We start from the raw sequence: 14137 nt of genomic DNA, 5'->3' as shown, positions 1-14137 counted from the left end.
ATAAGGTTGATTTCTTTGTGAAGAAAAAAAACAAACCTACAAATACAAACAAAATGAAAAAATCTTTAGTTAAAATTTTAAGTATATCAGCATTATCAATTGCTGCTTTAACTTTCACAAGTTGTGGAAGTGATGATCCAGATGTAATTCCACCTCAGGTATCTGATGTTGTTGCTAAGTTAAAAGCAGGTGAAATGAATGGTACATTAAAAGAGAGCTATACTTTAACAGGTAACTCATATAACTTAACAGGATCGTTTATTATTGCTGAAGGAGCATCATTAACTATTCCTGCAGGAACAAGTATTATAGCAGAAAAAAAAGGAACAGATGTTTATTTAGCTGTTTTAAAAGGAGGAAAAATTAACATAAACGGAACAAATTCTAGTCCAGTTGTTATGACTTCAACTGATGGAAACCCTGGAGATTGGGGAGGACTAACAATTTGTGGTAAAGCAACTACAACTGCTGGTGTTGATGTAACTGCTGAAGTTGGAGGTTTTAAATACGGAGGTACAACTGATAATGATAATTCAGGAGTAATTAAAAACTTAGTAATTAAAGGAACTGGTGCTCAAATTAATTTAGATTCTCAATATAATGGAGTTTCTTTATATGCTGTTGGTTCTGGTACTGTTATAGAAAATATAGCTGTTTTTAATGGAGCAGATGATGGAATAGAGTTTTTTGGAGGAACAGTTTCTGCAAAGAATATTTACTTGGAAAATTTAGAAGATGATGCCATTGACTGGACTGAAGGTTGGAATGGGACTGTTGAGAATTCGTATGTTTTAAATACTAAAAAAGGATTCTCTACTGTTGTAGAAGCAGATAAAGATAATAAGAACCCTAAGTTAATAAACTTAACAGCTTCTTCTATTGTTGGAGGTACTGCATTACAGTTTAAGAAAACTTCAGGAGCTACTATTACTAATTTATATCTTGATGGTTATACTAAGCAAATAGACATGAAAGATAACGGACCTTTAGCAAATGTAATTATTGATGGCTCTGCTGCAACTACATCAGCAAACTATAATACTGGAACTAAAGTTGATATTTCTGGATGGAGTTTTATTACAGGTGTAGCTACTAGCGTTACTCCTTTACAAGGTGAAGTTTCAGGTACTGTAACATTAACTTCTGATAAAACGTATAATTTAAAAGGATCTTACATTGTAAAAGATGGAGCTACTTTAAATATTGAAGCAGGAACGAAAATTGTTGTTGATCCTAAAGGAACAGATGTTTATATAGCTGTTTTAAAAGGTGGAAAAATAAATATTAATGGTACTGCTGCTAAGCCAGTAGTAATGTCATCTGCAGCAGAAAAGCCTGGAGATTGGGGAGGATTAACAATTTGTGGAAAAGCAACTACAACTGCTGGTACTGATGTAACTGCTGAAGTTGGAGGTTTCAAATATGGAGGTACTACAGATAATGATAACTCTGGATCTATCGAGTATTTAGTAATTAAAGGAACTGGAGCTCAAATCAATTTAGATTCTCAGTATAATGGTATTTCTTTATATGCTGTAGGTTCAGGTACTAAAATAGAAAATGTATCAATAATTAATGGAGCTGACGATGGAATTGAGTTTTTCGGAGGTACAGTTTCTGTTAAAAATATTTATTTAGAAAACAATGAAGATGATTCTGTAGATTGGACTGAAGGATGGAATGGAAAAGTAACAAACACATACATGTCTCATACTAAATCAGGTTTCTCAACAGCTTTTGAAGGAGATAAACTTAATAACAATCCTAATTTTGAAAATGTAACGGCTATTTCATCTGTTGGAGGTACTGCTTTACAATTTAAAAAACAATCAGGAGCAACGATAACGAATCTTTATTTAGAAGGTTATACTAAAGAAATAGATATGAAAGATGGTGGAGCTTTATCAAACGTTAAAATTGATGGTAAAGATGCTTCAACTTCAGAAAAATATAATAAAGGAACTAAAGTAGATGTTTCTGGATGGTCTTGGAAAAAAGCAGGATTATAGTAATAACTTACTTTTAAAAAATTAAAACCGAGCAATTTGCTCGGTTTTTTTATTTTATCTAAAACTCCAGTTTTTGTAATTAGTAGAAGCTTCTAATTTTGTTTCTATTGAATTCGGCAGGTTAGAAAAAAAATCTATACCAGTAATCTTTTCAATCTCATCAATTGAAACAACAAAACTATATAAAGGTTTATTACTTTTTTGATGAGGTACTAAGAAAGCAATCGCTTTAATTTCTGGTTTTGTATAGTCTAATAATATTTTATAAAATTGTTTAGGAACGCTAACTTTATTTTTACCTATGGTTTTTAAGTTAGGTTTTAAAACACCACCAGTAACCACATATAAATGATTGTACTTTTTAGCCCAATAACGTGTTTTTTGTTCTAGTTTATTCCAAATTCCAGCATTAAAATCATGCTTTTGAGGAGAAATGTTTGAGGTGTAAAAAGTTTCATCATGTGCTTTTTTAGAAAAACGTTTGTCACCGGCTGGGCATAAATGACCTTTATCATAGCCAGATTTTTTGTAACTTCTCCAATCTGCAGATTTTGTTTTTACTTTTGGGTCACTTATAAAAAAAGGACGTTTGTGTTTGGTGTAGATAATGTCACTTTTACTTAATGAATATGCTACCCATTCAGCTTGCTCGTGTTTTTCATTATAAGATAACTGGTACCCGTTATGTCTAATAATAGCCCCTGTTGTTGAGGTTGGTAAATAGTTAAAAGCTTTTGAAGCTTTATAATCTACTTCACTATTCTCATTTGAATCATTTTCTTTTTTTTCTGACCATTGTGTCCATAAACCAATAGAAAGTATAATTATGGTAGCAATTAGCTTTATTTTTCGAGAATTACTCATTATTGTTTCAGTAAAATTTCTTGAAAATCAGTTGTTTTTTCTACTTCATTAAAAATTTCTTGGAACTTAATAGGTGGAGTTGATAATTTTCGTTTTGCCAAATCTAACCAAGCACCATAAACTGTAATTATTGCTGATAATTTACCATGACCATTAAAAACTTCATGCTGAATTTTCCATCGTTCTCCTTTATTAGACAATCCAGTCACTTTTAAATTTACTGAAATATCTTCTCCCATGTGTATCTCTTTTAAAAACTTAGTGTTTTCTTCAAATAAAATAGGACCTATTTTTTCTTTAGTAAAATCTTGTATGGTAATGTTATGTTCTTTAAAAAAACGAAGCCTAACTTCTGCTGCATAATCATTATAAGCAGTATGACGCATGTGTATATTGGCATCAAAATCAGCCCATCTAGTAGTGAAATTTACGGTAAAACTCATATTAAAATATTGTAAATTGGAAATTTGTTAAAAACGAATTGTTTTCAGCAAAGGTACTTATTAGATAAAATTAAATACTTAAAAGCTTAAAAAATATGCTATTCATTAAAAACATTTCTCTATGTGTTTTGCTTATGCTTCTAATTCAAACGAATATTGAAGATGATATAGTGAAAACATATAATCATCTTAATAAAGTTTATGAATATGGATTTAATAAAGATTTTGATAGTGCCAAAATACATTTAAAAAAAGCTAGTTTATTTGCTGTCAGATCTAAAAAAAAGGAGTTGATAGCTTACGTAAATATATATAAGTCTAGGCTATTGTACTGGGAAGCAAAAACAGAAGAAGCAAAGAGTGAATTAGAAAATCTTATTGCTAATAAAGTAAACGATACCCTTATGGTAAAACTTAAATTGTTATATGGTGAGATTTGTATCTATGAAAAAAATTATAAAAAAGCAATAACTAGTTATATTGAAATAGAGGATATAGTAAAAGAAAATGGAGTTGTTAAATCTAAAAAAGATAGTGCTAGTTTGTATAAAGGATATAATAACATAGGGTATATTCATAAAAAGTTAAATAATTTAAAAAAAGCAAAAAAGTACTACAAAAAAGCATTCAAGTTTGCACCAAGCCCTAACAGTAAAAGTCTTTTATTGTTTATGATATCTAACCTATATGAAAAAGAAGAAAATATACCACAAGCATTAAAGTATATAACTAAAGCAACACAATTTGCATCTATAAATAAATGGCAATTAATGTTACCTACTTATTATTCAGATTTAAGTAAATATTACATTAAAATGGGTAAGGGTGATAGTGCTGTTTATTTTGCTAAAAAAGGATTAGAAAATAATACTTATTGTCGATTGAATTGGTTGAATGATAATTTAGGAAAAGGGTATTGGTTAAAAAAAGAATATAGTAAAGCAATACATTTTTTTGAAGTGGCATTAAATTATACAACTCTTGATGAAAGCGTAGAGGTTCATCAAAATTTAAGAGAGTTATATACTGAAACAAAAAAATATAAAAAGGCACTTCATCAAAATGCTATTTATTTAAAATTAAAAGATTCATTAGATGGATTAAAAATAAAACAGGAAATTTTTGAGATAACAGAAAAATATGAATCTGAAAAAAAAGAATTAAAAATAGAATTATTGAATACAAGCAATGAAAATAAAGAGCTTGTGATAAAAAAACAAGAAGCCAAAATTTTAATTTTTGGAATACTATTAATATCATTTGTAATACTTATAAGTATCGTTATTTATTATTATAAGAGAGAAGAGAAGAAAAAGCATTTATTGTATGTTAAAAATAGAGAGTTAGTAAAAATTATAAATGTTAATAATAAAAAAAAGAAGAAAGAAGTATTCGTTGAGGGAGAGAAAAAAAACGAAATTAAAAATCAAATCTTAGATTTAATAACTGATGAATTTTATCTAAAAAAAGATGCTACATTAACTAAAGTTTCTAAATTAATTAATACAAATACATCTTATCTTTCTAAAATTATTAATGAAAATTATAAAAAAACCTTTACTAATTTTATTAATGATCTTAGAATTTCATTTATCCTTAAAAAATTAGAGTCAACTTCGGAATACAGAAAATTAACTATTGAGCACTTGGCGGATATTGCCGGATTCACCTCTGTTAATGCATTTTACAGAGCTTTTAAAAAACATACAGGCTTAACACCCTCCTATTATATAAAAAAGAGAATTGAACAAAATTAAGGTGTAATACATCTTACAATTTATAAATTGTAAGAAACTCTTTTTTATATTCTAAACCAATCTGAATAGCTTTGAATAATTCAATATTGAAGTTCAAACTAAGTATTAATTTTTAAACTATTCTTAAAGATGAGGTTTTTTTACATTCTATTATTTACAATGATATCCACATTTGGGTATGCTCAACATAAACACAAGGTTACAACAATACTGAATTCACCAACTGTAGATATTGATGATGCTTTGGCTCTAGACTCTAAAGGTAACTTGTATGGTTCTAATTTTGGTAATTACGCAGGTAATACTGTATATAAAGTTACTCCAACTGGAGAGGTTAGTGCTTTTGTAATTGACTTAAAAGCACCTAATGGATTGGCATTCGATTCTAATGATAATCTTTTTGTAGTTGAATTTTTAGGAGGAGCAATTCATAAATATGATAGTAATGGAAATCTATTAAAAACCTATGAAGTAGGTGGGTATCCATCTGGATTAATTAAAGAATTTCGTAGTGATAATATGATTTTTACAAATTCAGCAGATAGCAGTGTTAATAAGTTGTCTCAAGATGGAACAGTAATAGTTTTACATAAGGGAGCGCCTTTGTTATATCCAGTTGGTTTAGCATATAGTAAATCTGGGAAACTTTTTGTAGGAAATTATGAAGGGAGAGAAATTCATAGCTTAAATTGTTATGGTGAATTGGAATATGTAGCTACAGTTCCAGATTCAGGTACGGATTTTCCTTATTTAGGATTTATAACGTATGCAAAGGGAAACATTTATGCAACTGTATATGGAGAGCATAAGATATACAAAGTGAACCCTAGAAAAATAGATGATGTTAAAGTGTATGCAGGCAGTATTCAAGGAAATACAGATGGAAATATTTCAAAGGCTACATTTACGTATCCAGCAGGAATTATAGCTAGTAAATCTGGTAAAGAATTATATATATCAGAATATAAAAGCACAGGTAATGTTAGAAAAATAACAAGAAAAAAGAAAAAGAATAAAATTAAAATAAACTTAAAAGTATCACCAAACCCAGTTTCAGAAATTTTAAAAATAAAAGGGCAAGTACCCAGTAAAGGAAGTGTGAAAATTAAAATATTTAATCTTTATGGTAGAAATGTTTTTGAATGTGTGATAGCAACAGATAACAAAAAATTTAAAAAAGAAGTTAACTTGAAAAATTGGAGTACAGGATTATATCAAGTGGTTATGTATCATAAGCAGAATAAAATATCAAAAAGAATAATAGTAAAAAAGTAAACTCAGTAACCTAACCGAATATATTAATATTCACTAAATTTTATAATTATGAAAAAAAGTATTTTAAATTTCAAAGGAAGTAAACAATTAAGTAAATCAGCACAAAAATCAATTCAAGGAGGAGGTCGCCCTAGATGTTATAGTGATCGTGACTGTTTTCTTGCAACTGGTGATATTACTGATAAATGTATAAATAATTATTGTTTCTTTTTTTAGAAAATTATTTAAACTGTAAACAAATTCCCATTTGTTTATCAAACCTAACTGCTAACTATATTTTGTTAGCAGTTTTCTGTATTTTTGAATTAGGTTGATTTAAAAATAATGTTTATGTTTTTACATCTAAAGCATCACGAAGTGTATTACCTATTAGCATAAAAGCCATAACTAAACTCATAATTGCTAAGCCAGGAATGATAGCTAAATATGGTTTTCCTAAAATAATATAATTATAGTGGTTTTTAATCATCGCTCCCCATGAAGGAGTTGGTGGTTGCGCTCCAATACCTAAAAAACTTAATCCACTTTCAATTAAAATAGCTGCAGCAAAATTCGCCGCAGAAATCACAATTATAGGAGCTAAAATATTCGGTAAAATATGTTTAAAAATAATTCTAAAATCAGAAAAACCAAGAGCTTTAGCTGCCTCTACATATTGTTGTTGCTTAGTAGTAATAACTTGGCCTCTAACAACACGAGCAACTTCAACCCACATTGTTAAACCAACAGCAATAAAAACTTGCCAAAAACCTTTACCTAAAGCTAAAGTGATAGCTATAACAAGTAGTAAAGTTGGAATTGACCAAGTAATGTTAATAAACCACATGATAAAAGTGTCAATTTTTCCTCCAAAATAACCGGCAATTGCACCTATAGGAATTCCAATTATTAGAGAAATAAAAACAGCAATAAAACCAATAAAAAAAGAAATTCTAGCGCCAATTAAAAGTCTACTTAATAAATCTCTTCCATATTTATCTGTACCAAACCAAAAAGTTTTTTGTTGAATAAATTTTCTTGGTTGATTATTAAAAAGAGATAAAGGATACTTTTTAAGTAAACTATCAGAATAATTAATAATTTCAAGTTGATTACTTTTAATTTCAAAAGATTTTATTGGGATTTCAGTAGAGGTAGTTTGTTTACCATCCATAAAAACGGAAAACCAAGATTGTTCTTTCTCTTTTTTTGAAGGAATGGTAAGTATTTGAACTGAAAAACCTGGAGATTTAGAATGAATTTCCAAATGCATATGATTTGCAGCATTACTATTGTCTGGAGCAAGTAAGTAACAAAAAATAGCTATAAAACCACATAAAACAATATACCAGAAGCTAAAAACACCTGTTTTGTTTTTTTTAAATTTTTGAAGAGCAATTTGCCAAAGAGAATTTGAATGCTTCATTATTCAAAACTATTGAATACAAACCTCTTCACCAACTTTTAAAAAACCTTTTTTTAATTAAAAAGAGCAATCAAACTAATTTGATTGCTCTTTTATATATGTTAATTAGCTTATAAAGCTTCAACAAACAAGCCTTCATCAGTTTTTTCAACTTTGGCTAATTTATTTTTAGTTAATCCTTTTATAGTTTTATCCCACTTTTTATTAGATAAACCTGATTGAGTTTTTAGCTCATTTAAATCAATTTTTTCTACTTTTTCAATGATTGCTAAAACTGTTTTTTCTTCATCGTTCAACTCTATAGAAGGAGCTTTCTTTTCTGGTCTCATTTGAGGGAAAAATAATACTTCTTGTATAGATTGATTGTTAGTTAAGAACATTATTAATCTATCCATACCAATACCTAAACCAGATGTTGGAGGCATACCATATTCTAAAGCACGTAAAAAATCTTCATCAATAAACTCAGTAGCTTCATCATCTCCTTTTTGAGCTAGCTTTAATTGATGTTCAAAACGCTCACGTTGATCTATAGGGTCATTTAATTCTGAATATGCATTGGCAATTTCTTTACCACAAACCATTAATTCAAAACGCTCAGTTAATTCTGGGTTTTCTCTATGCTCTTTACAAAGAGGAGACATTTCTTTTGGATAATCAGTAATGTAAGTTGGTTGAATGTAATTTCCTTCACATTTTTCTCCGAAAATTTCATCAATTAATTTTCCTTTACCCATGGTGTCATCAACTTCAATACCCATGCCTTTAGCTGCAGTTCTTATTTCATCTTCAGTTTTGTTAGTGATATCAAAACCAGTAAAATGTTTGATAGAGTCAGCCATGGTAACACGAGCATAAGGAGCTTTAAAGTCAACTTTGTGCTCACCAAAGGTAGCTTCAGTTGTTCCGTTTACTGCAATTGCACAATATTCTAATAACTTCTCAGTAAATTCCATCATCCAATTGTAATCTTTATAAGCTACATAGATTTCCATGGCAGTAAATTCAGGATTGTGAGTTCTATCCATTCCTTCATTACGGAAGTTTTTAGAAAACTCATATACACCATCAAAACCACCAACGATTAAACGTTTTAAATAAAGTTCATTAGCAATACGCATATATAACGGAACATCTAATGCATTATGATGTGTAATGAAAGGCCTTGCTGCAGCACCTCCAGGAATTGGTTGTAAAACAGGAGTTTCAACTTCAAAATAACCAGCTTCATTAAAGAAGTTACGCATAGCAGTAAACAATTTTGTACGCTTAACAAAAACTTCTTTTACATGTGAGTTTACTACCAAATCTGCATAACGTTGACGATAACGCATTTCAGGATCAGTAAAAGCATCATATACTACTCCGTCTTTTTCTTTTGGAATAGGTAAAGGTTTTAATGATTTACTTAGTAACTTAAAGTTTTTAACTCGAACAGTAATCTCTCCTACTTTTGTTTTAAATAATTCTCCTTCAATTCCAACAAAATCTCCTAAATCTAATAATTTTTTGAAAACATCGTTATATAAAGTTTTGTCTTCACCAGGACAAATTTCGTCTCTGTTAAAATACACTTGAACACGACCTTCAGCATCTTGTAACTGAGCAAAAGAAGCTTTTCCTTGTACATTTATAGCCATTAGTCTACCAGCAACAATCACCTGTTTTTCTTCAGAAAAATCAGCTTTAATCTGTTTGGAATTGTGATTTACTGGGAATAAATCCGCTGGATAAGGATTGATTCCTAATTCACGTAACCTGCCTAATTTTTCTCTACGTACAACTTCTTGTTCTGATAATTGCATTACTTTGTTTTTAAGTGTTTCTTATATTTAAAAGGGCAAAGATACAATCAATTACAAAATAAACCAATGTAAGATAAACTGACTTTTAGTAAAAAAAAATATTTTTTACTTGTGTGTTTAAATAAAGTTCGTATATTTGCAGGCTGTCTTTTTTTAAGGGCAGCGTTTAGTTGTGTTGTTAAGGTGCTTAAATGCACCATGGTTTTGTTACCAATGGAAAGCTTCCCTGAGATGGGTTGCTTTTTTTTTGTGCTAAATTTAGCTCCAAAAGCCACCTTTATACTCCCAAAATTGTATAATAAAAAGTACAAAATAGATTACTGCAACAGAGAATTTAATAGTGACGGAAGCTAAAAAACCTAGAAAAGCACCAAAAGAAGCTTTTAGGGCTCTGTTAACATCTTTACTATCGTATAATAACTCTCCAATCAAGGCTCCAGTAAAAGCTCCTATTAATATTCCAAAAGGAATAGGAGAAAATAATCCTATAATTAAACCAATAGTAGTACCGTAGACTCCATATTTTGTTCCTCCAAATTTTTTGGTTCCCATTGCTGGTATGAAATAATCTAAAATAAATATTGCTAAAGCTATTATGAATGTAATTGTTAGAAATGTTTTATCCATAGGTACTGCATTAGTTAGATGAAGTAATAACAAACCTGTCCAGCCTGTGATAGGTCCCGGTAGAATAGGTAAAAAAGATCCTATTATTCCTAAGAAAACAAATAATAAGCCAAGTAATAACAAAAAAGTATCCATAATTTAGTTTCAATTTTTTTTAAAAAACTATAAGTTTCTAGTGTTAAGACGATGGAAAGGATGTTTTGTTACAATTTTACAACTAAAAAATTAGTTTAAACTAATTTTTTAGTTATATTTGTATCAGTAAATGTTTAAAGTTAAAGGAATAAGATTAATTTCAGACTAACTATGTTTGAGTTTTTTAATAAAATGTATATGAAAAAGCTAGTAGTGATTTTTTTTATAGGAATGGTTTTATGTAGTTGCTCTAAAGAGAAAGTTAGAAATGTAAAAGAGCTTATATCGTTTAAAAATAAATACAAGTTTGATTTTGAGATTTTAGAGAAGTTAGAAAATGATACGGTAGCTTGGAAGTATCAACTATCGGCTAATGAATTTATGTTGAAAGGCAATTATTTAAACGCTTTAAAAGAATGGGATAAAGCATTTAAAGGAAGGGAGGTTTTATATTCATCGCGAAAAGCAGATTCTTTAAGGAGTAATTTTACTGTTCATAATGCTAAAGATGAGATAATAAATGAATCTGAAAATACACGATTGGTGATAATAAATGAAGGGCATCATAACTCATATCATAGGTTGTTTACAAAATCATTACTTGAAGAATTGTATGCTAAAGGGTATAAGCATTTAGGTTTAGAAGCTTTAGCGAATGGTAAGGATAAAGATTTGATGTTAAATACTAGAGGGTACCCTATTAAAACAAGTGGATACTATACAAATGACCCTAATTTTTCTCAGTTAATAAGAACAGCTATAAAAATAGGATATAACGTGTTCCCTTATGAGCAAACAATCGGAGTTAATAATAAAGAGAGAGAAATAGAGCAGGCTAAAAATATACAGAAAGAATTAGAAAAGTTTCCTAATGATAAATTTCTAATACACTGTGGCTTTGATCATGTATTAGAGGGGAGTCATAGAAGGTGGGGTAAAAGCATGGCGGGAAGATTAAAAGAATATACAGGTATAAACCCTTTAACTATACATCAAACGAAATATTCTGAAAGAGGCGACAAAAAATTAAATTCTCCACTGCTAAAAGTGTTTAATGTTAAAAAACCTTCAGTGTTAAAAGACAAAAATGGAAGTTTTTTTAAATATAAAAGGTCTAATGCGTGGGCAGATATAGCAGTTTTTCATTCATCAATAAAAACAGATAAAGGAATGATAGTGGAAAAAGATGAAGTAATGTATACTTTAGAATTAGAAAGATTAAAAGTGGAATACCCTTTGATGATTTTAGTTTTTGAAACAAAGGATGACTTAACAAAAGCAGTACCAGTAAAAATAAAAGAAGTACATAAAAAGCAAAATTCAACAGTTTTAAATTTGCCTAAAGGTGAATATAGTTTTGTAATTGTATCTAAAACAAATAAAACAATAACATTTCAAGAAGAGATAAAATGAGTAAACAGTTAACAAAAGCAGAAGAGCAGATAATGCAAGTGTTATGGGAATTAAATGAAGCATCGGTAAAGGAGGTAATTGCAGAGTTACCCATGCCTAAACCTGCATATAATACAGTATCAACAATTATAAGAATTTTAGAAACTAAAGAGTTTGTAGGTCATAAACCAAAAGGAAGAGGGTACGTATACTATCCAATAATTGAAAAATCATCGTATAGTAATCAAAGTCTTCATAAATTAATGAATGGATATTTTGGCGGGTCATTTAAAAGTATGGTTTCTTTTTTTATGAAAGAAAATAAAATGGACATAACTGAATTAGAAAATATTCTGAAAGAAGTTGATAAGAATAAAAAAAATGAGAAGTAAGGTAATCATTGTTTTGTTTTTTATGTTTTTAGTTTTTGGTTGTAACACTAAAAAGGATAAAAAAGATACAGAAGTTTTAGTGTTTAATTTAAAAGATCAAACGGAAAAAGAAAAAATTAATTTTCTAAAACTAAAGCTAGATGAGAGTCATCAAAATTTATTAAATCCTTCTATTAGTAAAGATAGTATAGGCAAAGTATATAAGTCTTGGTCAGAATTACATAACAACTTATATAAGTTTCTGGTAAAGAATAATTTTAATTGGGGAGTGAAGAAAAAGAATATAAAACTTTTTAATAAAATTTATTTTAATAAGGATGGTGGTATAAAGGTGTATGCATTTAGAATTTATGATTCTGTTTCTGAAATAAATACCCAGAAGTATAAAAAGTTGATTAAAGAGTTTGCAAAGGAAGTTAAAGTATCAATTAAAAAGAGTGATGATTTTGCACAATGTGGAAAAATTTCATTACCAAATTTTTAAAAATAAGTAGTCATGATAAATTATATAATTCAAGTAGTTTTATTTCAAGCATTGTTTGTTGCAGTGTATGATTTCTTTTTAAGTAAAGAAACTTTTTTTACTAAGAACAGAGTGTATTTAATTAGTACTGCACTTTTATCATTTGTACTTCCATTTGTAAAGTTACCATCATTTCAAAAAGCGGTATCACTAGAGTACACAATTTTGTTGCCTGAGGTTGTTTTGTCACCACAAAAAGTAATTGAAAAATCAACATGGTATCAATCTATTAACTATTTAGATGTTTTGTTCATTGTTGGGTGTTTACTTTTTTTTATTGTATTTGTTTACAAATTAAGTAGGGTTATTCGTTTAATTATAAAAAATGAAATAATAAAGAAAGAAGGGTATAGCTTAATTATGTTACCTAAAAACTCTAAAGCATTTTCATTCTTTAATTATATTTTTTTAGGAAAAGAAATTTCTTCAGATAAACAAGAAAAAATTATTCAACATGAACTAGTTCATAGTAAACAAAAACATACGATTGATTTGTTACTTTTTGAATTTTTGAGAGTAGTCATGTGGTTTAATCCAATGATATATGTGTATCAACATAGGGTTTCATTAGTACATGAATATATATCAGATGCTGTTGTAAGTAAATCAGTAGCAAAAGATAACTATATAAATAATTTACTTTCTGATATTTTTCAAGTAGAAAGTATTTCATTCATTAATCAATTTTATAAACATTCATTAATCAAAAAACGAATTATTATGATGACGAAAAAACAATCAAAAAAAATTAAGCAGTTAAAGTATTTATTGTTGATTCCAATACTAGGAAGTATGATATTATATACTTCATGTAGTGTGAATAAATTGGAAGATTTGGGAACAAAGAAGCAGCTTCAAAAAATTTATTTTGGAGAAAAGAAAAAATTTCAAGAAACGAACAAAGAAACGTATTTAGATTTTTTTATATCTTTTAATGAAGAGTCTTTAGGAAAAGAAATAAGCTTAACAGAATTAGATGAAAATGAAAAAGGTGAGTTTCTTAAATTTAAAGAAACCTATTTAGAAAAAAAGAAAGATAAAGATGTTTTTTATTTTAAACTTTATGATTTTAATGGTAGAAAGGTAGTAGGAATGCACAGAAAAGCAATGACAGTTGAAGAAAGAATTTCTTCAGGAGGCGGTCTCCCTATTGATTTACTAGATAAAGCTCCAACTTTTCCGGGGTGTCCAGAAGGAGATAAAGCTTGTTTGAATAAAAGTATACAAAAATTTGTAGCAGAAAATTTTGATGGTAATTTACCTAAGAAAATAGGTATGAAACCAGGTAGAAATAAGATATATACAGTGTTTAAGATTGATGAAAATGGAGATATAACAAATATAAATGTAAGAGCTCCACATCCTAAATTAAAAGAACATGTTATAAGTATGGTAAAAAAATTACCAAAGATGCTTCCAGGAGAAAAAAATAATAAACCAGTTAAAGTAGGGTATACTTTACCTATAATTTTTAGGGTTTATTAACATGAAACAAACTATAGTTTTAATT

13 protein-coding genes are annotated in these 14137 nt (G+C 28.5%); 8 read left to right on the top strand and 5 right to left on the bottom strand.

The genetic code is table 11. The annotated features are described in order from the left end of the window. Positions 1-53: 53 nt before the first annotated feature. Positions 54-2009, top strand: a complete 1956-nt coding sequence (locus tag BLV71_RS00185) for an autotransporter outer membrane beta-barrel domain-containing protein (RefSeq protein WP_093868606.1) — start codon at positions 54-56, stop codon at positions 2007-2009. 54 nt (positions 2010-2063) lie between these two features. Here BLV71_RS00185 and BLV71_RS00180 read toward each other — a convergent pair whose 3' ends face one another. Together BLV71_RS00180 and BLV71_RS00175 are read right to left on the bottom strand one after the other, a co-directional pair. Continuing rightward, entirely contained in the window at positions 2064-2873 is an 810-nt protein-coding gene (locus BLV71_RS00180; RefSeq protein ID WP_093868605.1) for a DNA/RNA non-specific endonuclease, read from the bottom strand. Beyond that, positions 2873-3316 (bottom strand): acyl-CoA thioesterase, encoded by a 444-nt coding sequence (locus BLV71_RS00175; protein WP_093868604.1) that lies wholly within the window; start codon positions 3314-3316, stop codon positions 2873-2875. The genes BLV71_RS00180 and BLV71_RS00175 overlap by 1 nt, the downstream gene beginning before the upstream one ends. 95 nt (positions 3317-3411) lie before the next feature. Between BLV71_RS00175 and BLV71_RS00170 the strand changes: the two genes are divergently transcribed. The 3 genes from BLV71_RS00170 to BLV71_RS18405 all read left to right on the top strand — a co-directional run bounded on the left by BLV71_RS00170 (position 3412) and on the right by BLV71_RS18405 (position 6564). After that, positions 3412-5073, top strand: coding sequence for a helix-turn-helix domain-containing protein (locus BLV71_RS00170; protein WP_093868603.1), 1662 nt, complete (start codon positions 3412-3414; stop codon positions 5071-5073). Between the two features lie 159 nt (positions 5074-5232). After that, positions 5233-6348, top strand: a complete 1116-nt coding sequence (locus BLV71_RS00165) for a T9SS type A sorting domain-containing protein (protein ID WP_176974315.1) — start codon at positions 5233-5235, stop codon at positions 6346-6348. A 48-nt stretch (positions 6349-6396) separates the two neighbouring features. Beyond that, complete coding sequence (locus BLV71_RS18405; RefSeq protein WP_176974314.1) at positions 6397-6564, top strand: hypothetical protein; 168 nt, start codon at positions 6397-6399, stop codon at positions 6562-6564. A 112-nt stretch (positions 6565-6676) separates the two neighbouring features. On the opposite strand, the gene BLV71_RS00160 is transcribed toward BLV71_RS18405, so the two are convergent. From BLV71_RS00160 to BLV71_RS00145, 3 genes are all read right to left on the bottom strand, one after another. Continuing rightward, on the bottom strand, positions 6677-7753 hold the full coding sequence (locus BLV71_RS00160; RefSeq protein WP_369813864.1) for an ABC transporter permease: 1077 nt from the start codon (positions 7751-7753) through the stop codon (positions 6677-6679). A gap of 110 nt (positions 7754-7863) precedes the next feature. Continuing rightward, positions 7864-9558 (bottom strand): lysine--tRNA ligase, encoded by a 1695-nt coding sequence (lysS, locus tag BLV71_RS00155; protein WP_093868600.1) that lies wholly within the window; start codon positions 9556-9558, stop codon positions 7864-7866. 258 nt (positions 9559-9816) lie between these two features. After that, entirely contained in the window at positions 9817-10320 is a 504-nt protein-coding gene (locus BLV71_RS00145; protein ID WP_093868598.1) for a DUF456 domain-containing protein, read from the bottom strand. 198 nt (positions 10321-10518) lie between these two features. On the opposite strand from BLV71_RS00145, the gene BLV71_RS00140 reads away from it, so the two are divergent. Genes BLV71_RS00140 through BLV71_RS00125 form a run of 4 tightly spaced genes read left to right on the top strand, consistent with a single transcriptional unit; the run spans position 10519 to position 14112 of the window. Further along, positions 10519-11733 (top strand): hypothetical protein, encoded by a 1215-nt coding sequence (locus BLV71_RS00140; protein WP_143032737.1) that lies wholly within the window; start codon positions 10519-10521, stop codon positions 11731-11733. Further along, positions 11730-12104, top strand: coding sequence for a BlaI/MecI/CopY family transcriptional regulator (locus BLV71_RS00135; protein ID WP_093868596.1), 375 nt, complete (start codon positions 11730-11732; stop codon positions 12102-12104). Before BLV71_RS00140 ends, BLV71_RS00135 begins: the two co-directional genes overlap by 4 nt. Next, positions 12094-12588, top strand: coding sequence for a hypothetical protein (locus tag BLV71_RS00130; RefSeq protein ID WP_143032736.1), 495 nt, complete (start codon positions 12094-12096; stop codon positions 12586-12588). The genes BLV71_RS00135 and BLV71_RS00130 overlap by 11 nt, the downstream gene beginning before the upstream one ends. 12 nt (positions 12589-12600) lie before the next feature. Then, the gene (locus tag BLV71_RS00125) at positions 12601-14112 is read left to right on the top strand and encodes a M56 family metallopeptidase (protein ID WP_093868594.1); all 1512 of its coding nucleotides are present in this window, start codon (positions 12601-12603) and stop codon (positions 14110-14112) included. Positions 14113-14137 lie beyond the last annotated feature (25 nt).

The sequence above is a fragment of the Tenacibaculum sp. MAR_2010_89 genome, from assembly GCF_900105985.1.
GTDB classification, from domain to species: domain Bacteria; phylum Bacteroidota; class Bacteroidia; order Flavobacteriales; family Flavobacteriaceae; genus Polaribacter; species Polaribacter halocynthiae.
Note: the sequence above shows the minus strand (reverse complement) of the source record. Positions and strands in the feature narration are given on the sequence as shown.